The organism is Arthrobacter sp. NPDC055585 (genome assembly GCF_053619115.1).
Window position 1 is genome coordinate 282,866 of sequence record NZ_JBSHIT010000004.1, and the last position, 26,675, is coordinate 309,540.

The 26,675-nt window shown below is 64.8% G+C and carries 27 protein-coding genes; 10 read left to right on the forward strand and 17 right to left on the reverse strand.

Going from position 1 to position 26,675, the window contains the following annotated elements; translation table 11 throughout:
• Nucleotides 1-14: 14 nt before the first annotated feature.
• Nucleotides 15-485: an SRPBCC family protein gene (locus ACWGQ2_RS09425; RefSeq protein ID WP_452016570.1), complete on the reverse strand. Its 471-nt coding sequence runs from the start codon at nucleotides 483-485 to the stop codon at nucleotides 15-17.
• Nucleotides 486-601: 116 nt separating this feature from the next.
• On the opposite strand from ACWGQ2_RS09425, the gene ACWGQ2_RS09430 reads away from it, so the two are divergent.
• The gene (locus ACWGQ2_RS09430) at nucleotides 602-820 is read left to right on the forward strand and encodes a hypothetical protein (protein WP_452016572.1); all 219 of its coding nucleotides are present in this window, start codon (nucleotides 602-604) and stop codon (nucleotides 818-820) included.
• Between the two features lie 116 nt (nucleotides 821-936).
• Nucleotides 937-1,143, forward strand: coding sequence for a hypothetical protein (locus ACWGQ2_RS09435; protein ID WP_452016574.1), 207 nt, complete (start codon nucleotides 937-939; stop codon nucleotides 1,141-1,143).
• 24 nt (nucleotides 1,144-1,167) lie between these two features.
• On the opposite strand, the gene ACWGQ2_RS09440 is transcribed toward ACWGQ2_RS09435, so the two are convergent.
• Genes ACWGQ2_RS09440 through ACWGQ2_RS09455 form a run of 4 tightly spaced genes read right to left on the reverse strand, consistent with a single transcriptional unit; the run spans nucleotide 1,168 to nucleotide 3,478 of the window.
• On the reverse strand, nucleotides 1,168-1,440 hold the full coding sequence (locus ACWGQ2_RS09440; RefSeq protein WP_452016576.1) for a GyrI-like domain-containing protein: 273 nt from the start codon (nucleotides 1,438-1,440) through the stop codon (nucleotides 1,168-1,170).
• Nucleotides 1,441-1,449: 9 nt separating this feature from the next.
• Nucleotides 1,450-1,626, reverse strand: a complete 177-nt coding sequence (locus ACWGQ2_RS09445) for a hypothetical protein (RefSeq protein WP_452016578.1) — start codon at nucleotides 1,624-1,626, stop codon at nucleotides 1,450-1,452.
• Nucleotides 1,627-1,671: 45 nt separating this feature from the next.
• The gene (locus ACWGQ2_RS09450) at nucleotides 1,672-2,793 is read right to left on the reverse strand and encodes a sensor histidine kinase (protein ID WP_452016580.1); all 1,122 of its coding nucleotides are present in this window, start codon (nucleotides 2,791-2,793) and stop codon (nucleotides 1,672-1,674) included.
• Nucleotides 2,786-3,478: a response regulator transcription factor gene (locus ACWGQ2_RS09455; RefSeq protein ID WP_452016582.1), complete on the reverse strand. Its 693-nt coding sequence runs from the start codon at nucleotides 3,476-3,478 to the stop codon at nucleotides 2,786-2,788. Before ACWGQ2_RS09455 ends, ACWGQ2_RS09450 begins: the two co-directional genes overlap by 8 nt.
• Before the next feature lie 88 nt (nucleotides 3,479-3,566).
• Here ACWGQ2_RS09455 and ACWGQ2_RS09460 point away from each other — a divergent pair, with 88 nt between their 5' ends.
• Nucleotides 3,567-4,211: a M15 family metallopeptidase gene (locus tag ACWGQ2_RS09460; RefSeq protein WP_452016584.1), complete on the forward strand. Its 645-nt coding sequence runs from the start codon at nucleotides 3,567-3,569 to the stop codon at nucleotides 4,209-4,211.
• A 4-nt stretch (nucleotides 4,212-4,215) separates the two neighbouring features.
• Here ACWGQ2_RS09460 and ACWGQ2_RS09465 read toward each other — a convergent pair whose 3' ends face one another.
• The 6 genes from ACWGQ2_RS09465 to ACWGQ2_RS09490 all read right to left on the reverse strand — a co-directional run bounded on the left by ACWGQ2_RS09465 (nucleotide 4,216) and on the right by ACWGQ2_RS09490 (nucleotide 10,167).
• Nucleotides 4,216-4,788 carry a helix-turn-helix domain-containing protein gene (locus ACWGQ2_RS09465; RefSeq protein WP_452016586.1) on the reverse strand — a complete coding sequence of 191 codons (573 nt, stop codon included), beginning with the start codon at nucleotides 4,786-4,788 and terminating at the stop codon, nucleotides 4,216-4,218.
• 107 nt (nucleotides 4,789-4,895) lie between these two features.
• On the reverse strand, nucleotides 4,896-6,185 hold the full coding sequence (locus ACWGQ2_RS09470; protein ID WP_452016588.1) for an NAD(P)/FAD-dependent oxidoreductase: 1,290 nt from the start codon (nucleotides 6,183-6,185) through the stop codon (nucleotides 4,896-4,898).
• A 107-nt stretch (nucleotides 6,186-6,292) separates the two neighbouring features.
• Entirely contained in the window at nucleotides 6,293-7,375 is a 1,083-nt protein-coding gene (locus tag ACWGQ2_RS09475) for an ABC transporter ATP-binding protein (protein WP_452016590.1), read from the reverse strand.
• The gene (locus tag ACWGQ2_RS09480; protein WP_452016592.1) at nucleotides 7,368-8,156 is read right to left on the reverse strand and encodes an ABC transporter permease; all 789 of its coding nucleotides are present in this window, start codon (nucleotides 8,154-8,156) and stop codon (nucleotides 7,368-7,370) included. The genes ACWGQ2_RS09475 and ACWGQ2_RS09480 overlap by 8 nt, the downstream gene beginning before the upstream one ends.
• Nucleotides 8,153-8,989: an ABC transporter permease gene (locus ACWGQ2_RS09485; RefSeq protein ID WP_452016594.1), complete on the reverse strand. Its 837-nt coding sequence runs from the start codon at nucleotides 8,987-8,989 to the stop codon at nucleotides 8,153-8,155. The genes ACWGQ2_RS09480 and ACWGQ2_RS09485 overlap by 4 nt, the downstream gene beginning before the upstream one ends.
• A gap of 65 nt (nucleotides 8,990-9,054) precedes the next feature.
• Nucleotides 9,055-10,167, reverse strand: a complete 1,113-nt coding sequence (locus tag ACWGQ2_RS09490) for an ABC transporter substrate-binding protein (RefSeq protein WP_452016596.1) — start codon at nucleotides 10,165-10,167, stop codon at nucleotides 9,055-9,057.
• Nucleotides 10,168-10,566: 399 nt separating this feature from the next.
• On the opposite strand from ACWGQ2_RS09490, the gene ACWGQ2_RS09495 reads away from it, so the two are divergent.
• Genes ACWGQ2_RS09495 through ACWGQ2_RS09505 form a run of 3 tightly spaced genes read left to right on the forward strand, consistent with a single transcriptional unit; the run spans nucleotide 10,567 to nucleotide 16,108 of the window.
• The gene (locus tag ACWGQ2_RS09495) at nucleotides 10,567-12,027 is read left to right on the forward strand and encodes a DUF3375 domain-containing protein (protein ID WP_452016597.1); all 1,461 of its coding nucleotides are present in this window, start codon (nucleotides 10,567-10,569) and stop codon (nucleotides 12,025-12,027) included.
• On the forward strand, nucleotides 12,024-12,791 hold the full coding sequence (locus tag ACWGQ2_RS09500) for a DUF4194 domain-containing protein (RefSeq protein WP_452016599.1): 768 nt from the start codon (nucleotides 12,024-12,026) through the stop codon (nucleotides 12,789-12,791). The genes ACWGQ2_RS09495 and ACWGQ2_RS09500 overlap by 4 nt, the downstream gene beginning before the upstream one ends.
• Nucleotides 12,788-16,108 carry an ATP-binding protein gene (locus ACWGQ2_RS09505; RefSeq protein WP_452016601.1) on the forward strand — a complete coding sequence of 1,107 codons (3,321 nt, stop codon included), beginning with the start codon at nucleotides 12,788-12,790 and terminating at the stop codon, nucleotides 16,106-16,108. The genes ACWGQ2_RS09500 and ACWGQ2_RS09505 overlap by 4 nt, the downstream gene beginning before the upstream one ends.
• Nucleotides 16,109-16,130: 22 nt before the next feature.
• Here the strand turns inward: ACWGQ2_RS09505 and ACWGQ2_RS09510 are convergent, their stop codons facing one another.
• Nucleotides 16,131-17,093 carry a DUF2332 domain-containing protein gene (locus tag ACWGQ2_RS09510; RefSeq protein WP_452016603.1) on the reverse strand — a complete coding sequence of 321 codons (963 nt, stop codon included), beginning with the start codon at nucleotides 17,091-17,093 and terminating at the stop codon, nucleotides 16,131-16,133.
• A gap of 256 nt (nucleotides 17,094-17,349) precedes the next feature.
• Between ACWGQ2_RS09510 and ACWGQ2_RS09515 the strand changes: the two genes are divergently transcribed.
• Together ACWGQ2_RS09515 and ACWGQ2_RS09520 are read left to right on the forward strand one after the other, a co-directional pair.
• Complete coding sequence (locus ACWGQ2_RS09515) at nucleotides 17,350-18,291, forward strand: oxygenase MpaB family protein (RefSeq protein WP_452016605.1); 942 nt, start codon at nucleotides 17,350-17,352, stop codon at nucleotides 18,289-18,291.
• Between the two features lie 137 nt (nucleotides 18,292-18,428).
• Nucleotides 18,429-19,106 carry a DsbA family protein gene (locus ACWGQ2_RS09520; protein WP_452016607.1) on the forward strand — a complete coding sequence of 226 codons (678 nt, stop codon included), beginning with the start codon at nucleotides 18,429-18,431 and terminating at the stop codon, nucleotides 19,104-19,106.
• A 52-nt stretch (nucleotides 19,107-19,158) separates the two neighbouring features.
• On the opposite strand, the gene ACWGQ2_RS09525 is transcribed toward ACWGQ2_RS09520, so the two are convergent.
• From ACWGQ2_RS09525 to ACWGQ2_RS09535, 3 genes are read right to left on the reverse strand one after another with little or no spacing between them, the layout of a single operon-like run.
• Nucleotides 19,159-20,397 (reverse strand): beta-ketoacyl-[acyl-carrier-protein] synthase family protein, encoded by a 1,239-nt coding sequence (locus ACWGQ2_RS09525; protein WP_452016609.1) that lies wholly within the window; start codon nucleotides 20,395-20,397, stop codon nucleotides 19,159-19,161.
• 8 nt (nucleotides 20,398-20,405) lie between these two features.
• Nucleotides 20,406-22,091, reverse strand: a complete 1,686-nt coding sequence (locus ACWGQ2_RS09530; protein ID WP_452016611.1) for a class I adenylate-forming enzyme family protein — start codon at nucleotides 22,089-22,091, stop codon at nucleotides 20,406-20,408.
• Between the two features lie 17 nt (nucleotides 22,092-22,108).
• On the reverse strand, nucleotides 22,109-22,987 hold the full coding sequence (locus ACWGQ2_RS09535; RefSeq protein WP_452016613.1) for an SDR family oxidoreductase: 879 nt from the start codon (nucleotides 22,985-22,987) through the stop codon (nucleotides 22,109-22,111).
• Between the two features lie 378 nt (nucleotides 22,988-23,365).
• Here ACWGQ2_RS09535 and ACWGQ2_RS09540 point away from each other — a divergent pair, with 378 nt between their 5' ends.
• A complete protein-coding gene (locus ACWGQ2_RS09540; protein ID WP_452016615.1) occupies nucleotides 23,366-23,725 on the forward strand; it encodes a cupin domain-containing protein in 360 nt (119 codons plus the stop codon).
• A gap of 92 nt (nucleotides 23,726-23,817) precedes the next feature.
• A complete protein-coding gene (locus ACWGQ2_RS09545; RefSeq protein ID WP_452016616.1) occupies nucleotides 23,818-24,414 on the forward strand; it encodes a TetR/AcrR family transcriptional regulator in 597 nt (198 codons plus the stop codon).
• A gap of 136 nt (nucleotides 24,415-24,550) precedes the next feature.
• Here ACWGQ2_RS09545 and ACWGQ2_RS09550 read toward each other — a convergent pair whose 3' ends face one another.
• Together ACWGQ2_RS09550 and ACWGQ2_RS09555 are read right to left on the reverse strand one after the other, a co-directional pair.
• Complete coding sequence (locus ACWGQ2_RS09550) at nucleotides 24,551-25,195, reverse strand: response regulator (RefSeq protein WP_452016618.1); 645 nt, start codon at nucleotides 25,193-25,195, stop codon at nucleotides 24,551-24,553.
• Nucleotides 25,183-26,565: a histidine kinase gene (locus ACWGQ2_RS09555; protein WP_452016620.1), complete on the reverse strand. Its 1,383-nt coding sequence runs from the start codon at nucleotides 26,563-26,565 to the stop codon at nucleotides 25,183-25,185. Before ACWGQ2_RS09555 ends, ACWGQ2_RS09550 begins: the two co-directional genes overlap by 13 nt.
• Nucleotides 26,566-26,675 lie beyond the last annotated feature (110 nt).

A 26,675-nucleotide genomic window follows, 5' to 3' on the forward strand; every position in this document is an offset into this window, starting at 1 on the left:
CACCGAGGGGATATCTATCCGCCCGGAGTTGGGCCTTGAGCTGAGTCCATGACGAGGAACCTGTTCCGGGTTTCTATGAGGTTCCGCAGGTAGCGGGCCAGCACCAGTTTCTCGACCAGTTGGCCGAGCGGCCCGAAGGGTGCCTCGAACTCGACGCGGTCTACCATGACGGTGCCCGACGGTTCCTCGCTGAACTCATGGACATGGCGGAACCGCTTGAACGGTTCTTTGACCTGCTCATCGACGAAGAAGTCGGGGGCTTCCATGCCGGTGATGCGGCTCGTCATCCTGAGCGGGAAGCCAAAGTGCCAGGCCTGCCAGGTGACCTCCTCGCCCAGGGAAATAAGGCTCGTAGTCACACCTGCGACCGCCTCTTCGCGGGACCGTGCCATCGAGTCCTTATGGGCATCTATGCTCCGTGCACGATCGAACAGCTCGGTCTTGGGCATAGTGGTCCGTGTAGTGCAAGCGAAGGAAACGGTCATCTGTGGAGTATTGCAGCTAGCCGGCGGGCCCGCGGCACGGTTCCGTTGCGCACACTGTTCCGCCGCTGCGTCTTCGTGTTTTATCCAGCTGCATGGACCCGAGGAATCATCCAACTGTGCGGCGTGGAACCCGCTGGTGGCGGCGCCAATCCTGGGCGCTGGCAATACTCCTCACTGGTATTGGGATCCTGCTGCTGCGCGCCCCCACAGGGTGGAGCATCACCGGCGCCGTTGCATGCGCTGCCGGGGCCGGGCTTTCCATCTACGTCGGAGAGCTTTTCGTGAAGCGCCTCCGGCACGAGTACCGGTACAAGGTTGACGAGCCGCTCCCCTAAACGACACCGACACCTCCCGAAACGGATTGGCCGGGGGGGGGGAAGCACCGTTTGAGGTCCGCCCGTCCGGCGTCTAGGGTGGCCGGACAGCCGCCACCGGTCAGGAGAAAACAACGATGCATAACAAATCGAGCTGGGTCTTCATCAGTTTGCTGCTCGCGATGTCGCTGGCAGCCGCAGCCCTCGTCCTGAGCGTTCCGGCGCTTTTCGGGTCACCCGGACCAGGGCAGCTCTGGCTCGCCGCAGTGCTGGGTATCCTCACTGCTGTGCTGGGAACGGCTGTTATGCTCCTTCGCCCGCAGCGCCGGGGCACCCGCTCCTAGCCGGCACGAGGCAGGATCCTGGAATTATTCGACCGGCCAGCAGATCTGGGTCCGGGCGTGGTCGGGGCTTTGCTCGGTTCCCGGATCGGCCACGTAGTTCTCCCACATGACAACGCTGGGTTTGAGCTTGTTTTCGGAGAAGAAGCTCTCAATATCCGCGTAGGTGTTTGCCAGCGTGTCGAAGGACCCAACGTGCGTCGCTTCGACGATCCTGCCGGCCGGGAGGTTCCCCGGTACCACCTTCCCGGCAGGCTCGATGACACCGGCGACGGGAAAGCCCGCTTCGACGTCGACCACGGATCCGGGCTACCCGTAGTACTTGCCGAACGGCGGGCCCACCGGCTGCACGCCCTGTGACTCCAGGACCGCCATGATGTCCGTGAATGCGTGTGAGAAGAAGTCTGCCAGTTCGGCCATCGGCACCTGTGCGCGGACGGCCGCCGTCGCCTGCTCGGGATGTTCGGTGATCTTGATGTCCGTCATGCTTTCCACGCTAACCGTCCCCCGCGGCCCAGGACAGGGAACGGGCTAACCGCCCACCCCGGCGGGCAGAACGGCGGAGACCCGCAGGCCGCCGTCGGGCCGTGCCGAGACGGTGAGGGTTCCGTCGTGGGCCTGGACGATGCTCCGAACGATGGCCAGTCCCAGGCCGGCGCCTGCGTGATCCGAGCGCACCCGGTCCGTGCCGCGCTGGAACGGTTCGGTAAGCGTTGGGACCAGTTCCGGCACCAGTTTCTCGCCGGTGTTCTCCACGATGAGCTCGACGCTCCCGGGGACCGCTTCGGTCCTCGCCCACACCAGACCGTCCTCGGGCAGGTTGTGGATGATCGCGTTGTGCAGGAGGTTGGTTGTCAGCTGGAGCAGGAGTGCTCGGGAGCCCACGACGCCGGCCACACCGCCGTAGGTGCGAACACTGACCCGGCGTTTTTCCGCGAGGGGCAGCAGAGTTTCAGCTGCTTCGTCCAGGAGCAGGGACAGGTCCACCGGTTCGCTGGTGAAGGACTTCTGGTCCGCGCGGCTGAGCATCAGCAAAGCCTCAGTGAGGTCGATGGCGCGGACGTTGACGGAGTGGAGCCGGTCCAGGAGATCGTCCACGTTCCGGTCCGGGTCATTCCGGCCGACTTCCAGGAGGGTCTGCGAAATGGCCAGCGGTGTGCGCAGCTCGTGCGAGGCGTTGGCCGCGAAGCGCCGCTGTTCGGCCACGTGAGCCTCCAGCCGTTCCAGCATCTCGTCGAAGCTGTCCGCGAGGTCACGAAACTCGTCCCGCCGTCCCTTCAGTGCGACGCGGTGGGACAGCGTGCCGTCCATGGCGGTGTGCGTGGCTGCCTGGATCTTTCTGAGCGGGGTCAGCATCCGGCCGGCGAGGAGCCATCCGCCAGCCAGGCCGAGGATCAGCAGGACCCCCAGCGCCTGAGCTGCCCGGGGCGCGAAGGCTTCCCAGAGATCGTTTTGCCCGGGTATCCAGGTCGGATACAGGTTCCTCTCCCCGTCGTAATAGGGCTCGTAGGGAACAAAGATCCCTTCCGCAGGCACATAGCGCAGCAGGAAAACCCACACCACGGCGAGGAGCAGAGCGCCGGTCAGCATGATGACGGCGGCATAGCTGAGCGTGAGCTTCATCCGGACGCTCAGTCCACGTCTCCTATGCATGCGCACCCGTCCCGTCGGCGTCCGCCACCGCAGCAATCCGATAGCCGACGCCGGGAACGGTCTCGATAATGACGGGCTCACCCAGCCGCTTGCGCAGCGCGGAAATCGTGATGCGCACGGCGTTGGTGAAGGGGTCCGCGTTCTCATCCCAGGCCTTCGCCAGCAGTTCCTCGGCGCTGACCACTCCCCCGTTGGCCGCCACCAGGATTTCCAGCACGGCGAACTGCTTCCGGGTGAGTGCCACGTAGCGGCCGTCGCGGAAGACTTCCCGGCGGAAAGGGTCCAGCCGGAGTCCGGCGATCTCGCTGACCGGAGGCCGCGTATGGGCCCGACGGCGGTACAGGGCCCGGAGGCGCAGCACGAGTTCGCGGAATTCGAAGGGTTTGGTGAGGTAATCATCGGCGCCGAGTTCGAAGCCGGCGGCCTTGTCGTCGATCCGGTCGGCTGCGGTGAGCATCAGGATCGGGAGGCCGCTGCCGGAGCCGACTATCCGGTTGGCGATCTCGTCCCCGTTCGGACCGGGAATGTCGCGGTCCAGGATCGCCACGTCATAGGAATTGACGCTGAGAAGCCCCAGAGCGGTGTGCCCGTCGCCTGCAATGTCCGCCGCGATGGCTTCAAGCCGCAGCCCGTCACGCACCGCTTCCGCCAGCAGGGGTTCGTCCTCGACAATCAGCACATGCATAGGCCCGATCCTACGAGACGGCACATATCCTCCGCGTATCAAAAACCCCATACGCCCCTGCAACATCTCGCCGGCTTGAGTGGACGGCATGGCCCTCTCACTCTCACTCGACACTCGGGAACGCCGCACCCAGCATCTTCAGAGCGTTGCAGTCTTGGCTCTCATCACGGCGCTCATCAGCGCGTACCTGCTCACCTTCGGCCCTCCCCCGGGGTTCACGGCCCGGCCCGGTGAGCTGCCGCTCGGGCACCACGCAGCCAGCGGCACCCTGGGCGGCCCTGCGAACGACGGCGTCATCTCGGGATACGTCTCAGCCTCCGACAACACGCATTCTGCGGTGACCAAACTCGACACGGCGCTGCTCGGAGCGCTCCGCACCGCGGCGGCGGACGCCGAGGCCGCCGGCATCGCCGTCGTTATCACCAGCGGCTGGCGGTCCGTGGAGTATCAGGACCGGCTGCTGCAGGATGCGGTCGCCCAGCACGGGTCGGAGGCCGAGGCTGCCCGCTGGGTGGCCACCGCCGAAACATCTGCCCATGTGAACGGGGCCGCCGTCGACGTCGGGCCGGAGGCCGCGATTGAGTGGCTGTCCTTCAACGGTGCCTGGTACGGGCTCTGCCAGACGTATGCCAACGAACCCTGGCATTTCGAATACCTTCCCGACGCCGCCACGTACGGCTGTCCGGAGATGTATCCGGACCCGACCTGGGACCCGCGGCTGAACCCCTCTTGATGTGCTAGTAGCTAGGTGGAGAGATGGCCCACAAAACTGTTGCTGGCCGGCCGACAGCTTCTACCAGCCTGTGGGTCTGGCGACTTGAATAGGGCAGCGAGTCAAGGGGACCCAGCTGGTGAGTAACATCTCCAATTGTCACCTCTACCTCGCCATTTATTACCAGCAAAAGCTCTTCCGAGTCGCCATGCGAATACGGCTCGACACCCGTTGACCCATTCGGCTCGAATAACCCGATAAAAACCTCGAGATGGTCGAATGATTTTGGTGTGAGCCGAGCCTTCCGCGCATCGATTCCGAACGAAAATCCACGAGCGTCCACGAACCGAGTCACCCCGGGAGTCTCATCCCATGCAACATCGAAAAGTTCCCCAACAGTGAGGCCCAGGACCTTGCAGATCTTTTGCAGGGTCCGCACGCTCCCTGAGTGAACACCCCGTTCAAGCTGAGACAGGAAGCCCTCCGCCAAGCCGGCTTCTTCGGCTACCTGACGTAAAGTCATGCGCTTGGCCTTGCGGCGGCGTCGCAAGCGGGCACCGATCGCTTCACTCGTCTCACCGTAGGGTTCACCTGCCATGCGTGCTACCGGCTCTCTTCCTGATGGATACTGCTATTACGTGGTCGGGTCTGCCAGCCAGAGAGATCCAAAGACCCCGCCCGACGATCCAGCCGGGCGGGGACTTATCAGACTCTTCCAGAAACTCTGTTCGCGAACGCCGCCACGACGGATGTCTTAGGTCCGCCCCGGCGCCTCTCAATGACATCAGCCGTCTGATAGAGCTTCTGAACAGCATGGGAACCGATCCACCGCAAGGGCTCGGGTTCCCATTTCCGGGGACGATCACGCACCCAAACGCTCCTGGTCAGCTCCGTGTCTGCTCCCGAGACTAGGTCGGCGATGGTCTTCCCGGCGACATACGCCGCAGTTACGCCTTGTCCGGCGTAACCACCCGCTTCTATAACCCCCGAGGAATTATCCCTTGATATGAAAGGAGACCAGTCTCGGGTGACGCCAAGTACACCACACCAGGCATGCTCGAATTCGAAAGAGACAGCTGGGAAGAGGTTACCCAGAATCTCCATCAGCTGCGTCTGGGTCCGCACATTCAACCGGCCGTCATCATCCATGGCCGAACCCCACCGGTAAGGTTTGCCTCGTCCGCCGATAGCAATTCGACCGTCCTCAGTGCGCTGGGAATAAAAGTAGACGTGGTCGGCCCCGCTCATGCATACGTAGTCGTCCCAGCCGATCTTCTCCCATTCACTTTCAGCCAGCGGTCGTGTGACCACCATTGAAGAAAGCATTGGCAGGATATCCCGGCGACGTTCCGGGAAGCGGCAGGTAAAACCCTCCGTCGCCAGAACGACGGTTTCCGCTGTAATGACCCCCCGCGAAGTGTTAACTGAGTTTCTGCTGACGATTTCCGCAGCCGTATCCTCATAGATCTTGACACCCATATCCTCACATATACGAGCGAGTCCAAAGGCGAGGCGTGCGGGGTTAATGCGAGCAGAATACGGGCTGAACAGGGAACCAACCAGACCGGGCGCGTTCACCTTGTTCACAGTTTCCCGGGCGTCCAGCAGACGAACATCGTCCTGTGTCAAGCCAGCTGCGTAGTCAGCTTCCGCATGGTGGGCCAGCCGGGCCATCTCGCTTTCAGTCCGTGCGATCTGCATCCACCCCCCTCTTCGCAGACCCGAATCGATGTCTTCCTTTTCAATGAAATCGGCGATATCACCTACTGCTTGATGACAGGCCCGTTCCATAAAGAGGACATCTTCAGCGCTGCCGTACTTGCCGAGATTTTTTCTAAGCCCAACTGTTTTTCCGCTAATCCAGCCTCCGTTACGGCCAGATGCCCCGTAGCCAACTTTGTTCTTATCAATGACTAGGACCGAGAGAGCGGGATTTTGTTTTTTGATCCAATACGCGGCCCAAAGGCCGGTGTATCCGGCACCAACTATGGCCACAGAAGATGTTTCGTCTCCGTTGAGGCTGGGGCGCGGAGAACGTGGGTCAGGGGTCGAAGCCAGCCAGAAGGACCCGTTGCCAGTGTGCATGCTCATGTTCCGTTCAGTCAGGGGAGAAGAATGCGACCGTCGTCAGTCGCCCAAGAGAGGGTCACGGTTTCGCCGGGATGAAAGCTTGGACCGGCACCAACGGGCTGGCGCACTACTCCGCCACCCGCACCGGGCACATCCACCTTGTAGCGCACTGCGTGCCCGATATATGTTGCGTCTTGTACGACTGCCTCCACCGATGTGCGGCCGGAGCCGGAGGTTGCAGCTGCCGGCGGCCGTCCAGCCGTCGCCGAGATCTGTTCCGGGCGCACCATAAGTTCCGCAGCGCCGGCATCCGGCGGACATGCATAGGGCAGCTCAGCACCCTGAAGATACAGCCGGCCATCTGAGCCGTCAGTTTTAAGGCGAAGAGACTCTCCGAGGAATCCTGCGACGAAAGAGTTCGCCGGGTTTGCGTAAAGGTCTTGGGGACTGCCCACCTGCTGGATGGCTCCGTCATTGAAGACGACGACCTGATCAGACAGCGCCAGGGCCTCGTCCTGGTCGTGTGTCACGTAAACAACCGTGGTGCCCAGGTTTCGGTGTATCGCTTTAATCTCCTGCTGGAGATGCTCCCTTAGCGCCTTGTCCAGCGCACTCAATGGTTCGTCCATGAGAAGGACGGGGGGTTCGTATGCGACAGCTCGTGCCAGCGCGACTCGCTGTCGCTGGCCGCCCGAAAGCTGGGCTGGCATCCGGTTGCTGAAAGAGGACAAACCTACCAGGTCCAGGACCTCAGCGACTCGTTCTTTGGTCTTCTCCTTTGAGCACTTCCGCCTCTTCAGTGGATACGCGATATTGTCCCCGACGGTCATGTGCGGAAACAGTGCATAGCCTTGGAAGACCATCCCGATTTTGCGCTTACTAACCGGAACGTCGTTAAGCGGCCGCCCATCCAGAGTTATATCCCCACTTGTGGGGGTCTCAAAGCCTGCGATCATGTTGAGTGTTGTTGTTTTCCCACTGCCACTTGGCCCCAGAAGCGTAACGAATTCCCCGGCAGGTATCGTTACGGTTGCATTATCAACAGCCGTGAATTCGCCGAATTTCTTTGTCACTCGATCTAAACGGACTTCCGCATTTGGTTTGTTATCAGGCATTGCTCTTCTTTCGACTTGAGGCCGATATGCCAAGTGCTGCTGCAATCGTTGTGATGACCATGATCACGGTCGCTGCCGCGGCTATTGTTGGATCCACTTCTCGTTGCAGACTGCTGAACATCCGAACGGGCAGAGTCTGAAGGAAGGGATTGGAGATGAAAAGTGACACGATGACTTCATCGAACGAGGTAATGAAGGCGAATAGGAATCCAGAAAGAACACCGGACTTTATCGACGGGAGCGTGACAGTAAGAAACGCGCCCATTTTACTCGCCCCGCAGACCCATGCGGCTCTTTCAAGCTGAGGATCATAACTCGCCAGGGACGCCGTCACATTGATAACCACGAACGGAAGAGCAAGCGCAGTATGCGCGAGCAGGAAACCCCAGAATGTACCCACCAGATTGACCTGAAGGAACAACGCATAGAGGCCGACGGCGAAGATGACATTGGGCACCAGCATGGGCACAAGGATTAGGTTGCGCGCGGCCATCTTACGGAAGCCTGCAGTCTTGGATAGTGCATAGGCTGCGGCTGTCCCCAGTACAGTGGCAACCACGGCCACAACCAGTCCAATCTGAAGGCTGTTGAGGAGCCCGCCCAACCATCCGGAGCTGGTGAAGAAGTTCTCATACCAGCGGAGGGAAAAACCTTTCGGAGGGAAGGCCAGAGAACGCTGTTCGGTGAACGACAGCGGGATGACAACCAGCGTGGGCGCTACCAGCCATACTGCGACAAGGGCCGTGACGGCGTATAGAGGAATACGAGTTTTCCACTTCATAGTTTCGCTCCGCCCAAGTCTGCAACTTTGACCTTGAAACCCCGGCCCAGCGCGGCTACGCACAACAGAATGCCTGCGACGATGACGAGCAGCGCTACTGCCAGCGCCCCGCCCTGTCCCCAGTTCAGCAGTTCAAGAATCTGGGTATAGAGGGCGTTCGGAAGCAGCTGGTCACGCGGCGAACCGAGAATAGCCGGCGTGACGTAAAAACCGAGGGACAGGATGAATACCATCAGTCCCCCCGCCAGCACCCCGGGAAGAGAAAGTGGGAAGTATACAGTCCAGAAACCTCGCGCAGGGGATGCTCCCATGACCTGCGCGGCCAGCGGCAGCTTCTGATCAATGGACTGCATCGTAGATGCCATCGGTAGCACCATGAACGGCATGAGCACCTGACACATTCCGATCAGCACAGCCCATGTTGTTCCCAAAAGACTCTGGCCAGGCAGGCCAACGACCCCCAATAGTGAATTGAGTAAACCGTTATCTTGCAGGATGATCACCCACGCAAAGGTCCGCACCATCATGGACGTCCAAAATGGCAGGATAACTAAAGCAGTCAGGATCCCGCGCATACGCGGCCCAGACATGCTCATCACATAGGCGTATGGGTAACCGAGAAGCGCACAAATAAACGTCGCTGCCAGTGCCACTCCCAAGGTCCGAAGAATGACCTCCAGATTGCGCCCTGTACTAAACAGCCACTGATAGTTCTGAAGCCCCAGTGAAGGATCAGAAAAGCTCTGCGCTACCACATAGCAGACGGGGGTAACGAAAACGATGAGAACCAATGCAACAGCTGGGAGCATCAGTCCGCTGTTCCGGACAGCCACCTTAGGGCGCCTCGATGTTCGCCTGCCCTTGGGCGCAGCATCCGACGGCGTTTCCAAGAGGACTGTCATGAGTTAAGCCACGCTTCCCAAGCAGAGACGATGGGGTCCAGGTTTTCCCCCCAATACGCCGGGTTCTGGGGGATAGTGACATCTAGAACCTCCGGACTCGTTACGTTGAAGTCCTGTGCCTCGGATGAAAACTGAGGTTCCGCATCAATGTTGGCGGGAGAGTAGCTGGTCAACTCGGCCATCGTGGCTTGCTGTTGGGCGCCGAGAGCGTAGTTGATGAAGCTGTGAGCCGCTACGGGATTCTTAGTTCCCTTCACGATCGAAAAGCTGTCGCTGGTAATAAATGACTGATTCCAGACCGGCACAAAGTTGGTACCGTTCTGATTCGCTTCGAACAGCCGTCCGCTCCAGCCAAAGACCATGTCCGCACTACCTGCTTGGGCCATTTGGGTTTGCTGGGCCCCGGACGTCCAATATGCCAGGGAATCCTTGATTGTGCTCCACTTCGTGAGTGCTCTGTCGATGTCCAGCGGGTACAACTCGTCCTCAGCAACACCGTCCGCCAACAAGGCAGCTTCCAAAGTCCCTGCCGTCGGCACAGCCCGGCCGTCAACAGCACGTGTACCGGGGAATCGTTCAGTATCGAAGAAGTCTTCCCAGGAAGTCGGAGGATTGTCGCCGTACTTTTCCGCGTTGTAGAAGAATCCGTACACGTACGCCAGGGATGGAAGGAAGCATTCGCCCTGTGCCATGCCGTCCGGGATAAGAGACGTATCAATCAAGGAGAGGTCCAGAGGTTCATATAGCTCGTCACAGTAGGCCGTTCCATATGTTGGATTCCCGTTGACGACATCCCAAGAAACGTTTCCTGACTCCACTTGGGCCCGGAGTTTTGCTGTATCCGTGGGTCCGTCATAGAGAATTTCAGCCCCTGATTCCTCGCCGAAAGGATCGCCGAACGCCTGCTGCTGGCCGTTCTGAAAATCTCCGCCCCAAGATACAAACGTCATCTTTGTCCCGGCGAGCGAATCCGCAGGGACGGTGCCCGCCTCCGGATTCTCGAAAGCCGCTTTATCGATTTCCTCCATTGCCTGGCTACCACCAGACATACATGCAGTCAGGAGCAGCACAGAGAGCGCGGCTCCGGTAACGAGGTGCTTTGATTTCATCGTTCTCCCCTTCCGGGCATGTCCGAATCGTGGCGGCACTGAGAATAGTTCAGCCTTTGTCTATGTTGGATTCTCTTTCGAGTAACAGCTGGACAAAAGGAATCTCCGTGACTTGCCACCGGGATTAAGTTGATAACCCCTTTGCTTTTCTCGAACGTACCCGAAAGTCACCACCGGCAAAAGGGTTCTTCTGTAAGATCTCAGAAAACTTTGGTAACGATTCAGTCACCTAACCCGTGGCCTAAGACTCCGGACATGTGAGGCAACGCGGGACCAGCCCCTGTCGTCTGCAGCGGCTGACCGACCCCGTGCGCGGCGCCCTCGCCAATTCGGCATCCTCCACTCAGCTAAAATCAGACAGGCCCGTTTTACCCCTTCGTTCCGGGCGGAAAGCGCAGCATGTCCTTCACAGAAAACGCCGTAGCCCGCTGGGCGGAGCTGCAGCGGCTACAGGCCTCGCCCGGCTGGAAACTCACCAACGCGAACCCCTGGGTCCTTGCCCTGTTCCGCGAGGCCTTCACACGCACCCGCCCGCGCATCCCCCTGGACGAATTCCACAGCCTCACCGACGCGTTCCTGCAGCAGCTCAAGCTCAACGGACAGAGCCTGCGCGAAGACTGGACCGGCAAGAACTACGCCGATGACTGGGTGGCACGCCGCTTCCTGGCCCGCCCCCGCGCCGACGGACGCTTCGTCTACGAACTCACCGAACCCGCCGTCCGGTTCCTCTCCTACCTGGACGGCTTCACCGGCGACACCACCAGCCTGAACTCCTCCCGGTTGAACACCCTACTCTCCAGCGTGGAAACCCTGGCGCACGAATCCAACCCGGACCCCGAAGCACGCATCGCCGTTCTCGAAGAAGAGATCGCCCGCCGCGAAGACCTCATCCGGTCCCTGCGCGCCGGCGACGCTCCCCCTCCCCTGGACGATGACACCGCCGTCGAAGCCGCCCGCGACATCCTGGACCTCGCCGCCGCCCTGCCCGCCGACTTCAAGCGCATGCGCGACGGCCTCGAAAAGATGCTGCACACCCTGCGCCAGGAAATGGTCGAATCTCAGGCTTCCAAGGGCCTGACCATGGGCGAAATCCTTGAAGCGGACAAACGGCTGCGCAGCACCAGCGAAGGCCGCACCTATGAGGGCTTCACCGCGTTCCTGAACGACGCCGACCAACAGGGCCGCTTCCGGCACGCCATCGCGCAGGTCCTGGAACGCGACTTCGCCGACGCCATGACACCCGGCGACCGGCAGGCGCTGTACCGGATGATCAGCGACATGCGCGAGCAGGCCGCCGAAATCCAGCGAATCTACGGCCGGCTCTCCGAATCCCTGCACACCTACGTCCAGAGCGACGAGTACCGGGAATCGGTCCAGCTGCGCAAACTCATCCGCGCCGCCGAAACCGCCATCCACAAGGCACCGCGCGGACGCCGCCGCGCCGCCGTCGTGCCGGCACCCAGGCTCTACGCGTCCGCGTTCGAATCGCTCAGCATGGTCCGCAGCTACGACCCCGCCGAGCACGCCGCACCGCGGAAGCTGCCCGAACCGCCGTCGTTCACTGAAGCGGACATCCACCGCGCCGCCCGCACACCCAAGGCCGACCGCCGCGTGCTGCGTGACGCGATCACCCGGGCCGGCAGCCGCCGCGGCCGCGCCACCGTCGCGGAAATCTTCGCCGAGCTGCCCGCCGAACACCGCCACCTCAACAGCATCCGCGCGCTCCTAGCCTCCGCCGACCCCACCCAGGGCACGGAAACAACGACGGCGGCTAGCGAGTCCATCCCCTTCCTCCAGATCGACGGCAGTTCCCGCACCGCAGTGCTGCCCGTCCTCACCGTCGCCGAAAGCCAGTCATGACCGAAAACCCCACCGCCGAATCCGCAGAGTACGACGAGCTGGACGAGGGCTACCCCTTCGATGAAGCCACACAGCCCGCCCGCGACGTCCTGATCGACGGCCCGGAACTGTTCCCCGGCGACACCGGCACCCTGCCGCTGAAGCTGCGCCAGGCCCTCATCCGGCTGCTGCGCGGCCCGTATCTGGACGCCAACTCTTCCGACAACGTGTACAACACCGTGGTGGATAACCAGGAACAGCTGCGCGTACGCCTGAGCGAACTGTTCCTGGAACTGGTCGTGGACGAGGACCACAAGGTCGCCCTGCTGCGCCCGGTGGAGATGGCCGAACCGCACACCACCGCCCTGCAGCGCCAGCGCGAAATGACCCGCGAGGAAACCCTGCTGCTGCTGCGCATGCGCCTGGTCCTGGACCGCCACTCGGGCACCGGCAACGAGGCCACGATTGCCCGGCAGGACATTATTGACGTGCTCGAGCAGTACGTGGATCCGCAGGCGCACGACGCCAAGGGCGTGGAAGACCTGGCCGACGCCGCCATCCGCAAGCTCGTCACCGAACGCCGCCTGCTGCTGCCCACCGAACTGGACGACGTCTGGGTCATCTCCAACGCACTGCCGCTGGCCCTGCCGTACGAGCACATCGGCGACATCATCACCTACATGAACTCGCTGACCGAGGCCCCGGCGGAACCGGACACGGCTGACGAAGCGCCCGCCGAAGACGCGGTCACTGAAACAGAGCACGACGGCGAGGAGCCGGCATGAGCATCGAAACCACCCTTCCCATGGGGGACCTGATCAACCCCGGCCAGAACCGGCTCTCCCGGATCCAGATCGTGAACTGGGGAACCTTCGACGGCGCGCACACCATCCACGTGGACCGTGCCGGCACACTGCTCACCGGTGACTCCGGCGTCGGCAAGTCAACCATTTTCGACGCGATCCTGCAGGTCATGGACGCCCGGCCCAAGATGAACGAAGCCGCGCAGAACAACGGCGGCACTGCCGCCGAGGAAAAGCGCACCGCGTTCTCCTACATGCGCGGCCGGCTCGGCACCCAGGGCATGGACGCCGGCGACGGCACCGCCTACCAGCGGCCCGGCGCCACCTGGTCCGCCGTCTGCCTCACCTTCGACAACGGCCTGGGACAGATCACCAGCCTCTCCGTACTCATGGACCTGCCGGCGACCGGCACCGAACACCACGTTGGCCGGTTCTACGCCGTGCACAACCGTCCACTGGACATCACCGCCCTGGAAACCGGCATGCGCGGCCGGTTCACCAAGGGTGCCCTTGAATCCCTGCTCCCGGGCGCGCAGATCTTCGATTCGCACAAACTCTTCGCCGAGCGGTACCGCACCGCCCTGGGTGTGGAGGACGAGAAGGCGTTCGGCCTGCTGCGCATCCTGCAGACCGGCAAGGGCCTGGGCGGGACGGTCAACGACTTCTTCCGCAACCACGTCCTGGACACCCCCAAGACCCTCACCGCCGCCGACGAGGCTGTGGAGGACTTCAGCCACCTGCGCAGCATCCGCCGCCAGCTCGAACGCGCCCGCCAGCAGCGCGACCACCTGGCCAACGTCCCGGACCAGCACCGCCTGTTCCTCACCACGAAGGCCGAACTGGACCGGGTCCGCGCCCTGAGCACTGACGGCCTGCCCGCCTACCGCCGCCGTCTGGCGCTGGCCAGCCACGAACGCGACGTCGACCGCCTCACCTCCGCCGCCGGCACCGGCCGCGAGGCACTGAAGGCCGCGGAGAAGCAGCGCACCAAGCTGAAGAAGCAGGTCGCCGAGCTCACCGCCCGCTACACGCAGGAGGGCGGCGGCGCGATCGCCACCCTGGAACGCGAAGTCGCCGCCGCGCAGGCACAGCTGGTTTCCCGTGAAACCGTGGAGAACGCGTTCCGCGCCGACCTGCGCGCCGCCGGCATCGACACAGACCTCTCCCTCGCCGGGCTGGTCACCGCCCGCAGCCGCGCCCATGAACTGATCAAGACGCTGAACGCCGACGTCGACGCCGCCCGGGAGCGCAGCTCCGACGCCCACGGCGAGGCCTGGGCCCTGAAGGGTTCCATCGCGAAGCTTGAAACCGAGATCGCGTCCTTCCGCCGCCGGCGCAGCAACATCCGCCCGGAAAGCCTGGAACAGCGCGCCCGAATCTGCGAAGCCACCGGCATCGACGAAGCGGAGATGCCCTTCGCCGGCGAACTGATCGACGTCCCGGCCGAACACGCCCAATGGCGTGCCGCCGCCGAACGCGTGCTGCGCCCGCTCTCCACCGCCCTGCTGGTTCCCGGCGAGCACATGGCCGCCGTCACCCGCTACCTCAGCGAAACCAACCTCCGCGGCTTCCTGCGCTGCATCGACGTGAGCATTCCCGTGGACGGCCCGTCCGAACCGGGACCGCGGGACCTGATCACCAAGCTCAGCACCTACGACTCCGCCATGGGCGACTGGGTGGCCCGCAAGATCACCGCGCACTACGACTTCGAGTGCGTCGAGAACCCGGACGAGCTCGCCAGGGTTTCCCGCGGCGTCAGTCGAGGCGGTGCCGTGAAGCGCAACTCCTCCACCACGGAGAAGGACGACCGGCACACCAAGGCCTCGGACAACGTCCTGGGCTTCGACAACAAGGACAAGATCGCCGCCCTCGCCGGTGAGCTGCTGGCCCTGCGCGCCAGCTTCGAAGAGGCCGACGTCGTCTCCCGCAAGCACGCCTCCGAGCAGGACGACCTGATCCGCCGGCTCGCCGCCGTCCGCAAGGTCGCCGCAGACACCCGCGAATTCGAGGACATCAGCGCCGAGGAGCACCGCGCCGCTCTGACTGCCGCCGTCGAGCGCCTTGAATCCGCGCGCGACGCCAACGCGGACCTGGAACAGATCCGCTTCGAACTGGACACTGCCGAGCTGGACCTCACCGCCGCGACCGAGAAGATCGGCGTGCTCAAGGGCGACCTGGCCCGGCTCGAGGCCGAGCTGGCCGCTGCCACCGAACGCCGCGATGCCCTGGCATCCCGCGGCCCGGATGCCCTCGCCGAGGACCTGCGTGCGCAGCTCGATGAGCTGTTCGCCCCCTTCGGTGAGATCACCGACGTCGTGCACCTGAACGACGCCGCCGGGCAGGTGGAGCGGAACCTGCTCACCGAGGCTGCGCGGCTGGATAAGACGCTGCTGGAGACCCGCACCCGGCTGGAGCGCACGTTCGAGACCTACAGCGAGAAGTGGGGTTCGGATTTCGGCACGGGCGTGGACTCGGCCGAGGAGTACGTGCGCCGGTACGAGGACATTGTCACCGAGGGCCTGCCGCAGCACGAGGCGGAGTTCCGCGAATACTTCAACAACCGCACCTACGAGCGTTTCAGCGACCTGCTGCAGCTGCTCGACGAGGAACGCCGCAGCATCTCCGCGCGCCTGCTGCCGCTGAACTCCGTGCTGCGGCGCGTGCCGTACCACGTGGACAGCCACCTGGAGATCGAGGTCAAGACCACCGTTCCGGACGACGCGCACAAGTTCCGCACCGAACTGAAGAACGCGCTGCCGATGATGGGCGTGCGGCAGGACAAGGCGGACATGGACGCCCGGTACGCCGCGCTCGAGGGCCTGGTGGAGAAGCTGAAGGACCCGCAGGAGCGCCGCTGGCGGGCCGAGGTCCTGGACGTCCGCGCGCACGTGACCATCACCTGCACCAACAAGCTCGCGAACGGGCAGTCGTTCACCAACCTGCAGGCGTCGCTGATGTCCGGCGGTGAAGGGCAGCGCTTTACCGCGTTCATCATGGCGTCGGCGCTGGCGTACCAGCTGGGCATTGTGTCCCAGGGCTTCAGCACCTACGGCACCGTGATGATGGATGAGGCCTTCGTGAAGTCGTCCCTCTCCTTCGCCGAAGCGTCCATCAACGCGCTGCACGAGTTCGGCTTCCAGCTGCTGCTCGCCGCCCCGGAGGACAAGGTGGACCTGTCCCGGTTCCTGGGTTCGGTCACCGAGATCCTGCGCGACGACGCCGCCAACCGGTCGGGCACGCTGGAGCGGGTTCCGGTGGGGTCTGGTGGCTCGCGGGCTGTGGATATTCTGCTGCGGTAGCGGGGCTTGGCTTTGCGCGCGGTCAGAGCGCCTCGTAGCTCTGTCCGTGCGGTCCAGTGAAGGCCTGTGGCTTGCCGTTCAGGGACAGGACCAGCCGGCCTTCGGCGCTGCGGGGAAGCTGTTCCTGGACGCTCGGCAGGGCGGCTTCACCCTCGTTGCTGACCCAGGTGACGCTCAGGTCCTGGACTCGATCGATGAACCGCTGCCGGTGTGCGGGTTCCAGATAGGGCAGCACCGCACTGTGGAAGACGACGACGGTCGCGCCCTTTGGCGCCTTCTGCACCAGCTGCGGAAGCTCTTCGACGATGTCGCCCTGGATCAGGTTCGGCGGGTCTGCGGCTGCAATGCCGGCGACCGCGCCCAGGCGGTCCCGGCGTTCCTGGTGCTCGGGCCAGACGAGGGTCTGCAGCCACGCCATGTCCTCAGGATCCTGCACGCTGAGCGGGTTCAGGTCGATCCCGGCCCGCCACACGACGTCGGGCAGACGCGTTGGGACCTCCCCTCCGGTCAGCGCACAGGTCAGCTGAACCGGGCTGGGACCGGACGCCGGATGCAGAACCGTCTCGCCGCCGTCGTGCTGGTACCGGTAGCTGTAACGGTCCGGATAGAGGCAGAAACCCGCTGCCGCGCCGGCTTCGATAAGCGCCACCGGCCCCTCGATCTGCGCAAGCAGCGGCAGCAGGACTGCGCAGCGGGCGGCCTCGTTGGTCTGCGTCATCCGCGCCTGAATGACGGGTTCGACGGCGGCCCAGTGCTCCAGCAGCCACTCGCGGAACTGTGGATATTCTCCCAGCGGGGCACCGGCCAGCCGGGCTGCGGCAAACACCAGGTTGGGCTGCCGCTTGGGCCGCGGAAGTCCGTCGATCAGGGCCAGCACGTCCGGGTCATCTGCGACGCCGGCTGCCCATTCCTCATAGAGCGGTGACACACCACGGGCCTCGAGGGCGGCGAACCGTTCGTATCTTGCTGCTGTCTGCGAAGGCATGGCCCCACCCTAAGGGGAACGCAACTCTGGCGCGGCCCGCGGAACCGCCGTGCGTCGGGCCCTTGTGCCACCCTCAGGCTCTCATGCACTCCGCTTTGGGCAAATGCTCCGCTTTGTGCGGATCGCTCCGCCGCGCCGCGGCCGAATTCCCCCAAACCGGAGCGATTCGCCGCCGAGACGCCATGACCGCCCGGCATACCCACCCCGGCGGCGCCCCACCCTGACACCTCCCAGCCGGCAGGACCATACTGGGTAGATGGGCAAGCTCCTCGATTCCTGGCGCCGGCAGCTGGTCGGCACCTTCAGCAACAACGCAGAGACCATTCCGGAATGGGAACTGGAACTCGCCAACGGCAATGACCCGGGCTATTACGGCCCGGACTCCGCAGTGTGGGCCGTCCACGGGTCCATGACGACGATCGTGGCAGGCATCCGCGCCCTGCTGCTGCAGGCATTGCACCCCGGCGCGATGGCCGGCGTCCGCGACTACTCCAACTACAAGGAAGATCCGCTCGGCCGGCTGGCCGGAACCATCCGCTGGATTTTCACCGTCACCTACGGGGATACGACGGCGGCACGCGGGGCCTCGAACTGGGTGCTGCGGCTGCATGAACGGGTGAAGGGCACCTACGAGGACGCCGCCGGCATCGAGCGGCCCTACTCGGCGAACGATCCCGAGCTGGCCCGCTGGGTCCACCTCGCCTTCACGGATGCGTTCCTGACCTCCCACATCGAATTTGGCGGACCCATTCCGGGCGGACCGGACCAGTACGTCGCGGAATGGGCCACCGCCGGTGAACTCATGCAGATCGATAACCCGCCGCGGGACCTGGCCGGTCTGCGGAAACAGATGGCAGCATTCGACCCCGAACTGCGCTCCAGCCCCACCGTCGAAGAAGTGGTGAAGTTCCTGCGCCGTCCGCCTCTGCCCAAGAACCAGCTGATCGGCTACCGCGTCCTGTTCGCCGGCGCCGTCGCGTCCCTGGAACCACGGCACCGCGAACTGCTTGGCCTGCGCGAACCGCGTCTGGGCCCGATCAAGCTGCCGGTACACGGCCCGGTCCGGCTGGTGCTGCGCGTCATCCAGTTCGGGCTCGGCAACATGGGCCCGTCCGAGCGCTCTGCCCGCGAGCGCATCGCCCGGTTGGCAGCCGAGTCCGGGGAAGCCCCGCCGAAGGATGCCACGGAAGCACAGTAGCCCCGGCCACAGACCCGCTGGAGCAAGATCACGCGGCAACCGCCTTCCACTCCCCCGCCGGCCGGTGGAACCATTAAAGGAAGTAAATCCGAACCCCAGCGCGCCTTCGTGCGCCACCCCAAGCCAGGAAAGGAACCATGCGCAGGGCTGTACCTTCACTGCTCATTGCCGGACTGCTGGTTAGCGGCGGAGTCGTCTCCTGCGGGACCGCCTCTGAGTCCCCCGCACCGGAAACGTCAGTCAGTGCCTCCGCGGAGTTCTCCATTCCCGCGGACCAGATGGACAAGCTGGTCCCCTCGGATGCCCGGACCATCACCAACCCGGCCGATCCGCAGGCCACGCTGGTCCTCTTCACCGACTACCAGTGCCCCTACTGCGCCATGATGGACACCCTGATCCAGCAGACCAAGGCCGACTACGGCGACCAGGTCAAGATCGTGGTGCGGAATTTCCCGCTGCCCAAGCACCAGAATGCTGAGCCGTCCGCCCGCGCGGTGGAAGCCGCCGCGGAACAGGGTGCCATGGAACAGATGGCCGCCAAGGTCTTCGAACACCAGCAGGACTGGAAGGCCGAGTCCAACGTGGACGACGTCTTCGCCGGCTACGCCGAAGAGCTCGGCCTGAACATGGACCAGTTCCGCGCCGACTACACCTCCGACGCCATCCGGGAACGCGTGGCCCGGGACCTCCAGGATGCACAGGACCTCTCGGTCCAGCACACCCCCACGCTGCTGTTGAACGGCAAGGAAATCCAGCTCCAGTCCGGCGCCTACAGCGAGATCAAGGAACCGCTCGACGCCGCCCTGGCCAACTAAGCTGCCCAACTAAGCCGGCCAGCCCGGGGCCGAAACGGCCCCGGGAACAGCCCTACACCCGCCCGAACGCCACCACACAGTTCTGCCCGCCAAACCCGAATGCGTTGGTCACCGCGTACTGCACATCCTGCTCCCGGGCCGTGTTGGGCACATAGTCCAGGTCGCACTCCGGATCCGGGGTCGAATAGTTGATCGTCGGCGGAATCACTCCCGCAACAATCGACATGGCGCACAGCAGCGACGCCAGTGTTCCCGCCGCACCGATCAGGTGCCCGGTCATCGACTTCGGCGCCGTCACCGCCAGGGACCCGGCATGCCCGCCGAAGACCGTATGCAGGGCAGCGGTTTCCGTCCGGTCATTGGCCTTCGTCGACGTTCCATGCGCGCACACCAGGTCCACATCCGACGGGTCCAGCCGGGCCTGCAGCAGGGTCCGGGAAATCGCCTCCGCCGCATACTTCCCGCTCGGTTCCGGCGCGACGATGTGGAACGCGTCCGAGGTCATTGCCCCGCCGAGCACCTCGGCGTACACCCGGGCGCCGCGGGCACGGGCGTGCTCCAGCGTCTCCATCACGCACACCACGGCGCCCTCGCCGAATACAAACCCGTCCCTCTCGGCGTCGAACGGCCGGCTCGCCTCCTGCGGCACATCGTTGCTCCGCGAGAGCCCGCGCATGGTGGTCAGTCCGGCGAACATCACCGGGGTGATCGCGGCATCCGTTCCGCCTGCCAGTACGACGTCGGCGTCCCCCGCCAGCAGCGTGCGGCGCGCCTCCAGCAGGGCATGGGTTCCGCTGGCGCAGGCCAGGGCACTGGCATTCACCGGCCCGTGCACGGACAGGTCGATCGCCACTTCGCACGCGGGCATGTTGGTCAGCGAGGACGCCACGAAACTCGGGCTGACCGGCCGGATGCCCTCGGCGTCGAACAGCCGGGTGGCATCCTGCACCTCCGGATACCCGGAGACCGCACTGTTGATGATGACCGCCGCGTCGGTTCCTTCCAGGGTGTCCCCGAGTCCGGCGTCGGCCGCTGCTTCCCGGGCCGCGGCGACGGCGAGCTGCGAGGCACGCGAGGACCGGTTGATCCGCTTCACCGGCAGCCAGGCGGCGGGATCGAAGCCCTTCACCTCGGCGGCGATTCGGGTGGGGAAATCCGTGGCGTCGAAGGCGGTGATCCGGTCCACCCCGGACTTGCCTTCCTTCAGCGCCTCCCAGGTCAGCGGCCAGGACCCGCCGAGCGGAGTCTGCGCACCCATCCCGGTGATGACCACCCGCCGCTCATCATCCATGCCGCTCCTCACTCCGTTGCCACCGCGGAGCCGGGAGCAATCAGCCGCCCGGCTCCCAGGTCCTCCACCGCCGTCTCGGCGAGTTTGAAGTGCATCTTCTTCCCGGTGGCGGTCAGCGGCACCGAGTCCACAAACCGGTAGGCACGCGGGCGTTTATAGTCGGCCAGGCCGGGATGGGCCAGGCAGAACTCCTCCAGCACTTCCGCCGTCGCGCCCCCGCTGCGCGGCACCACATACGCCACCACCCGCTGGCCCCACCGCGGATCCGGCACGCCCACCACCACTGAGTCCAGCACTTCGGGATGCTCGGCGAGGACGCCTTCGACCTGCACCGGGTGGATGTTCTCGCCGCCGGAAATGATCATGTCGTCCTTGCGGCCCAGGATGGTCACGAACCCGTCCTCGTCCCAGGTGGCCATGTCCCCGGGATACAGCCAGCCCTCGAAGAACTTCTCCTCCTCCACACCGGGCAGGTTCACGTAGGAGTACCCGGCCTTCGGCGAGCGCATGATCACTTCCCCGGCCTCGGTGCCGTCCTGTGCGGCCAGCTCATCCGGGCGTCCGCGGCGGTCCGGAAAGACCTTGACGACGGCGACGTCGTCATCCGTGCACGAGCGCCCCGCGGTGCCGGCCCGGGCAGGGAGGTCCTCGGGGCGCAGGAACGTGTTCCAGAACGCCTCAGTGGTGCCGTAGCCGTTGAAAATCCGCGGCGTGAGCAGTTCCTGGTACCGCAGCGCCGCGGCCCGGTCCAGCGGTGCACCCATGGTCACGATGCCCTTGAGCGTGCTGATGTCCCGGGGCTGCTTCTCCTGCTCCGCGGCGATCATCTCCAGCGTGGTGGGCGCGCCGATCAGGAACGTCAGCCCGTACTCCCCCACCCAGTCCAGCACTGTGGAGGGATTGAAGCTGCGCAGCGGCACTACTCCTGCACCGATGTAGAAGGACGGATTCGGCCCGCCCGAGTGCAGCCCGCCGCGGTGGAACCACGGGGTCATGTTCAGCGTCCGGTCCTGCGGGCTGAGCGGGAAATGCATGATCACGTCATGTGCGCTCATCAGTTCCGCCAGCGACGGCAGGGACACACCCTTGGGCATCCCGGTGGTGCCGGAGGTGTACAGCCGGGTGGACTCGTCGTAGACGGAATAGTCCGCCGGCAGGTCCGGAACCTGCCCGGTGGCGCTCTGCAGTGCGGCGTCGAAACTTTCCCACCCTTCCGGCAGGCCGGCTGCTCCCGGCCCGCCTGCCGCCGCACCGCCGTCGGCCACGAGCATCCGCGCCGTCTTACCGGACAGCTCAAGCGCCTGCGCCGCGGAAGCTGCGCATTCGGCGTCGACAATAAACACCGCCGGGTCGCTGTCCCGCAGGATGTGCGCCGTCTCCCCCGGGGCCAGCCGGTAGTTGATCGGCACGCTGATGGCGCCCAGCCGGTGGGTGGCCAGGTAGAGCAGGGCAAACTCGACGCCGTTGAAGAGCTGGTACATCACCCGGTCCCCTGCGCCCACGCCGTGTTCTGCCAGCATCGCCGCGCAGCGGTCCACCTCCGCGCCCAGTTCGGCATAGGTCCACTGGCGTCCGGTGGGCGGATCGATCATGGCGACGGCGCTGCCGTAGCGGGCGACGTTGCGCCGGAACCCGGCACCGTAGGTCATCTGGGATTCGAAGTAGTCCTTGAACCGCCCTGCGTCGTATGGCATGGGGTCCTGTCCTTTCGTCAGTCTTCCGTTTGCGGCCGCCGTGGGCGCTCGGGAAGGGCTACGGGGTCGGTGGTATCGCTGAAGAAGGGAGGGGCGATGACGGACAGGCCGCCGTCCACGGCCAGGCTCTGCCCGGTGATGTACTCGGCGCCCGGGGAGAGCAGGAAGTCCACGGTGGCGGCCATTTCGTCCACGGTTCCGGGGCGGCGCTTGGGGATCCGGGAGATGACGCTGTCCATCGGCGCCATCCCTTCCATGGAGTAGAAGTAATCCAGGGAATCGGACTCGATCAGCCCGCCGTTCACCGCGTTCACGTTGATCCCGTAGCCGGCCAGCTCCACGGCCATGAACCGGACGAAGGACTCCACAGCGGCCTTGTAGGAGCCGAGCGCGGCATAGGTGGGGAAGGCCCGCACGCTGCCGTAAGAAGTCAGCGCCACGATCCTGCCGCCGTCGTCCATCAGCTTGACTGCCTCCTGGGTGCCGATCACGAACGGCCGCACATTCACGGCGTAGGCGCGGTCCAGGTGATGGGGTTTCAGGTCAACGACCTTTTTGAAGGCCGCGGCGGCCGCATTGTTCACGAAGAAGTCAAGCCGCCCGTATTCCGCGGCGGCGGCGTCGAAGAGCCGGACGATGTCCTCGGGGTCCTCGATGTCCGCCTGCACGGCCAGCCCGCCGCCGCCGAGCCGTTGCAGTTCCGCGACCGTTTCCTTGGCCAGGTCCGCGTTCTTCCGGTAGCCGACCACCACCTGCGCTCCCTGCGCGGCGAGGCGTTCGGCGACGCGCCTGCCGATGCCGCGGGAGGCCCCGGTGACCAGGGCGACCATGCCGTCGTACGGGCGGTCCTGCCGGAGCTGGGATTGGAACTGTTCGGACTCTGCAGGCTGTTCCACGGGCAACCTTCCGCACCGTGAACCCGGCGCCGGCGTCTCGATTTCGGGCGGTGGCCCCCGGACGGGAGTTCGGAGGCCGGGCGGGGAAGCACGACGCCGGTGCTCCCGGCAGTGTGGCAGGTCCCCTTGGTCCGTAAATCGTTATCCCGCGCCGGTGCTGCGTCAAGGGTGTGCGGGTTGGTTTGGGCTTTCACCTGCGCGTTGGTTCATTTGCGGGTCCGGGCTCCGAGGCCGTTGCAACGGGTGCCGGCTCCGCCCGGCACCTGGCCCTAACACGCGCTGCATCCGGCGTAACGAACTTGGGAACGCCTGCCCGGCTCAGTACCGTGTAAAACCAATATTGGAATATTGGTTTTAGAGACTACCCGAGGAGCCCGCATGGCAATCGTCCGCAACATCGCGCAGGTTGAAGAATCCGAGAAGACCGTGGAGCCGCTCGCGCTGCCGCTGGCCGACCCGCTGGGCGCGGACATCGAGACCAAGACCTACAACCTCTTCTCCACCGAAGAGGAAACCATCCACGCCGGCACGTGGGAGACCGCCGTCGGCCTGTCCAAATGGGACTTCTCGGACGGCGGCGAGGTCATCTACGTACTCGGCGGCCGCATGACCGTCCAGCGCGACGGCGAAGAGCCCAAGGAAGTGGGCCCGGGCGACCTGGCGGTCTTCCCCCAGGGCTGGACCGGCACCTGGAACGTGACGGAGGCGCTGTCCAAGGTCTATGTCATGTACAGCTAGGCCGCTTGAGCTGGGGAGAGAAACCGGAGCGGACGCGGGTCCGTAAAGTTGTGGAGGGCGGCTGCACCTTGACTGCCCAGGATGGAGATGGAATGGCTCGCGGCAAAGAGCTGAAGAAGCGCGCGATCCTCGTCGCGGCACTGGAGTGCATCTCAAGAAGCGGCTATGAGGCAACCCGGCTTCGGGACGTCAGCGATGCCGCGGGTGTGTCCATCGGAATCATCCAGCACTATTTTGGGACCCGCGAACAGCTTCTGGGCGACGCCCTCGGGTACGCCAGCGGCGAGCTGGTGGAGCACTTCGCTTCCCTGGATGACCGGCTGGGCCCGTGGGACCAGCTCCGCGGCATGATCGGCGTCGTCTGCGGGATGCCAAGCCTGCACGGACGCGGCCTGCTCTGGCTGGAAATGTCCAGCCTGGCCCGCCGTCACCCGGAGCTGCGCGAGCGCCTGGACAGCGTATATGAGCTGTGGGACGCCCACATCCGCGCGGCCGTGCAGCGAGGAGCCGATGACGGGTCGCTCGGCGTCGACCCGGGTTCGGTGGACGACCTGACCGCGATCTTCCTGGCCTTCTTCGACGGCTACGAATATGAGATCGCTTCGTCCCTGGTTCCGGACGACCCGGCAGTGCTGGAACGCCGTGCGCTGCTGCTGGCGGAGCGGCTGTTCCGGCCGGTTGCTGCGTAGCGGACTGCGCGGCCGGTCCTCCGGCGCCCTCTCCACTCATCGAGAGGCCACTTGCGGCTCTTTTGAGCGCTGAAAAGAGCCGTAAGTGGCCTCTCGACGGATGTGGGGAGGGGTGTTCCCGGAATGGGGCCGGGCCTCAGGAACGCAGGTAGGCGAGGGTGGCCAGGACGCGGCGGTGGCCGGTGTCCGACGGCGCCAGGCCCAGCTTGGCGAAGATGTTGCCGATGTGCTTGCTGACGGCGGTTTCGGAGACCGAGATCGACTGCGCGATTGCCGTGTTCCCCAGCCCCTCCGCCACCAGTCCCAGCACTTCGAACTCGCGCGGTGTGAGCGAACGGATTGGATCCTGGTTGCTTCGGCGGCTGAAGAGCTGGGCAATCACCTCGGGATCCATCACGGTTCCCCCGTCCGCCACGCGGTGCAGCGCGTCGACGAAATCCCCCACCTTCCCCACCCGTTCCTTCAGCAGGTATCCCACACCCTGGGCGCCGGACCCCAGCAGCCGGCTGGCATACCTGTCCTCCACATAAGCGGAAAGGACCAGCACGGGGAAATCCGGTACCCGTTCCCGCAGCTCGAGCGCAGCCCGCAGCCCTTCATTGGTAAAGGTTGGCGGCATGCGTACATCGAGCACTGCGGCGTCGGCGGTTCCCGGTTCGAACGCGGCCAGCAGGTCGTCCGCGTTGTCCCAGGACCCGGCAACCTCGAAGCCCTCACCCTTCAGCAGCAGCTCCAGGCCGGCGCGCAGCAGGGCATCATCTTCGGCGATCAAAACGCGCACGGCAGCTCCACTCTCACTTTCGTCGGTCCTCCAGCAGGACTGTCCAGCATCAGCCTGCCGCCAAATGCGGCAGCGCGCCGCGCGATTCCGGCCAGCCCGGTGCCTGAGCCAACGTCGACGATACCGACGGCGGCACCGGACCCAAGTTCCTCCGCAGAACCTGCCCGTACGCCCGACACCGATTCCGAACCAGTACCGGACCCAGCGCCCGGACCAGCACCAGACCCCGCAGGCGAAACCACAGCCCCGCCGCGCCCGTCGTCGGTCACTTCAACCACCAGCACGTCCTCCCGCGGCGTTGATTCGGTGCGGAGCACCACCTCGATCCGGGACGCACCGGAATGCTTCGCTGCGTTGGTCAGCGCCTCCGCCAGCACAAAGTAGGCCGCCGACTCAACGGCTGCCGGCGCGCGCAGCAGTCCCGCCACGTCCAGGCTGCTGGGAATCGGCGAACGGCTGGTCAGGGCCGAGGCCGCGCCCCCGAGTCCCAGCTCATCCAGCACCGGCGGATAGATGTCATGCACGGCTGCTCGGAGTCCGGCCAGTGCCTCAGTGGCGGCATCCTGCGCCCGGGCAAGGAACGGGAAGGCAGCCGCGGGATCCGTCTCGGCTGCCCGCTGCGCCAGACCGAGCATCATCACCACGCCCACCAGCCGGTTCTGCGCGCCGTCGTGCAGTTCCCGCTCAATCCGGCGCAGCTCGGCAGCATGCGCCGCGAGCGCACTGGCCCGGGCAGCGGAGAGGTCCTGGATGCGGCGGGAGAGTTCTTCGTACCGCCGCGGGGAGAGGATCGCGAGGGTTCCCTCGCTCAGCCGGCGGGCCATCCAGGGCAGCAGCAGCCAGGCCAAAACACCGTAGACGACGCCGAGCAGCATGCCCAGGAACGCCGCCGGCCAGCTGGTGATGGTGATGGTCATTTCCAGTGGAGCATCCGCCGGAAACAGCATCCACAGCGGAGAAACCAGCAGGTAGAGCAGCGCTCCCACGGGCAGGGCGATGGCCAGGGCTCCGGCCAGCAGGGCAAACGCGGCGTGGAACAGCAGCCAGGACAGGTCCCGTTTGGTTTCCGGTGCCGTCACCAGCGAGGCCAATTCCCCAAAGGAATGCCGGCCGCTGAGACGGCGGCGGTCAAAGGGAATCACGGCGCCGGCAAACGCCGCGGACCGCCCCTGCGCCCGCGCAGCCAGGAGGTCCAGGAGCCGCAGCACTCCGGGGAGGGCATACAACCCAATGCCCAGGGACAGGAACGGCAGCAGCACCAGACCGGCCACCAGCATTCCCAGCGAGGCCAGCCAGTACGCACCCTCACGCAGCAGGAACACTGCGTCTGCTGCGCGGGCCCGCAGGCCGGCTTGGGTTGGCCATCTCATTTGCTCGATTATGCCGGAGCGTCCGGCGCCTGTCGGTATAGCCAGCTACACCAAGAACTGGGCTGCTGGCTGTATCGGAACGGAATCCCGCGCTGCGTAGCGTCGAAAGC

Coding starts and splice junctions, on each gene's coding strand:
- ACWGQ2_RS09425 (WP_452016570.1), bottom strand. CDS start 485: ATGACCGTTTCCTTCGCTTGCACTACACGGACCACTATGCCCAAGACC.
- ACWGQ2_RS09435 (WP_452016574.1), top strand. CDS start 937: ATGCATAACAAATCGAGCTGGGTCTTCATCAGTTTGCTGCTCGCGATG.
- ACWGQ2_RS09445 (WP_452016578.1), bottom strand. CDS start 1,626: ATGACGGACATCAAGATCACCGAACATCCCGAGCAGGCGACGGCGGCC.
- ACWGQ2_RS09450 (WP_452016580.1), bottom strand. CDS start 2,793: ATGCATAGGAGACGTGGACTGAGCGTCCGGATGAAGCTCACGCTCAGC.
- ACWGQ2_RS09455 (WP_452016582.1), bottom strand. CDS start 3,478: ATGCATGTGCTGATTGTCGAGGACGAACCCCTGCTGGCGGAAGCGGTG.
- ACWGQ2_RS09460 (WP_452016584.1), top strand. CDS start 3,567: ATGGCCCTCTCACTCTCACTCGACACTCGGGAACGCCGCACCCAGCAT.
- ACWGQ2_RS09465 (WP_452016586.1), bottom strand. CDS start 4,788: ATGGCAGGTGAACCCTACGGTGAGACGAGTGAAGCGATCGGTGCCCGC.
- ACWGQ2_RS09475 (WP_452016590.1), bottom strand. CDS start 7,375: ATGCCTGATAACAAACCAAATGCGGAAGTCCGTTTAGATCGAGTGACA.
- ACWGQ2_RS09480 (WP_452016592.1), bottom strand. CDS start 8,156: ATGAAGTGGAAAACTCGTATTCCTCTATACGCCGTCACGGCCCTTGTC.
- ACWGQ2_RS09490 (WP_452016596.1), bottom strand. CDS start 10,167: ATGAAATCAAAGCACCTCGTTACCGGAGCCGCGCTCTCTGTGCTGCTC.
- ACWGQ2_RS09495 (WP_452016597.1), top strand. CDS start 10,567: ATGTCCTTCACAGAAAACGCCGTAGCCCGCTGGGCGGAGCTGCAGCGG.
- ACWGQ2_RS09500 (WP_452016599.1), top strand. CDS start 12,024: ATGACCGAAAACCCCACCGCCGAATCCGCAGAGTACGACGAGCTGGAC.
- ACWGQ2_RS09505 (WP_452016601.1), top strand. CDS start 12,788: ATGAGCATCGAAACCACCCTTCCCATGGGGGACCTGATCAACCCCGGC.
- ACWGQ2_RS09510 (WP_452016603.1), bottom strand. CDS start 17,093: ATGCCTTCGCAGACAGCAGCAAGATACGAACGGTTCGCCGCCCTCGAG.
- ACWGQ2_RS09515 (WP_452016605.1), top strand. CDS start 17,350: ATGGGCAAGCTCCTCGATTCCTGGCGCCGGCAGCTGGTCGGCACCTTC.
- ACWGQ2_RS09520 (WP_452016607.1), top strand. CDS start 18,429: ATGCGCAGGGCTGTACCTTCACTGCTCATTGCCGGACTGCTGGTTAGC.
- ACWGQ2_RS09525 (WP_452016609.1), bottom strand. CDS start 20,397: ATGGATGATGAGCGGCGGGTGGTCATCACCGGGATGGGTGCGCAGACT.
- ACWGQ2_RS09530 (WP_452016611.1), bottom strand. CDS start 22,091: ATGCCATACGACGCAGGGCGGTTCAAGGACTACTTCGAATCCCAGATG.
- ACWGQ2_RS09540 (WP_452016615.1), top strand. CDS start 23,366: ATGGCAATCGTCCGCAACATCGCGCAGGTTGAAGAATCCGAGAAGACC.
- ACWGQ2_RS09545 (WP_452016616.1), top strand. CDS start 23,818: ATGGCTCGCGGCAAAGAGCTGAAGAAGCGCGCGATCCTCGTCGCGGCA.
- ACWGQ2_RS09555 (WP_452016620.1), bottom strand. CDS start 26,565: ATGAGATGGCCAACCCAAGCCGGCCTGCGGGCCCGCGCAGCAGACGCA.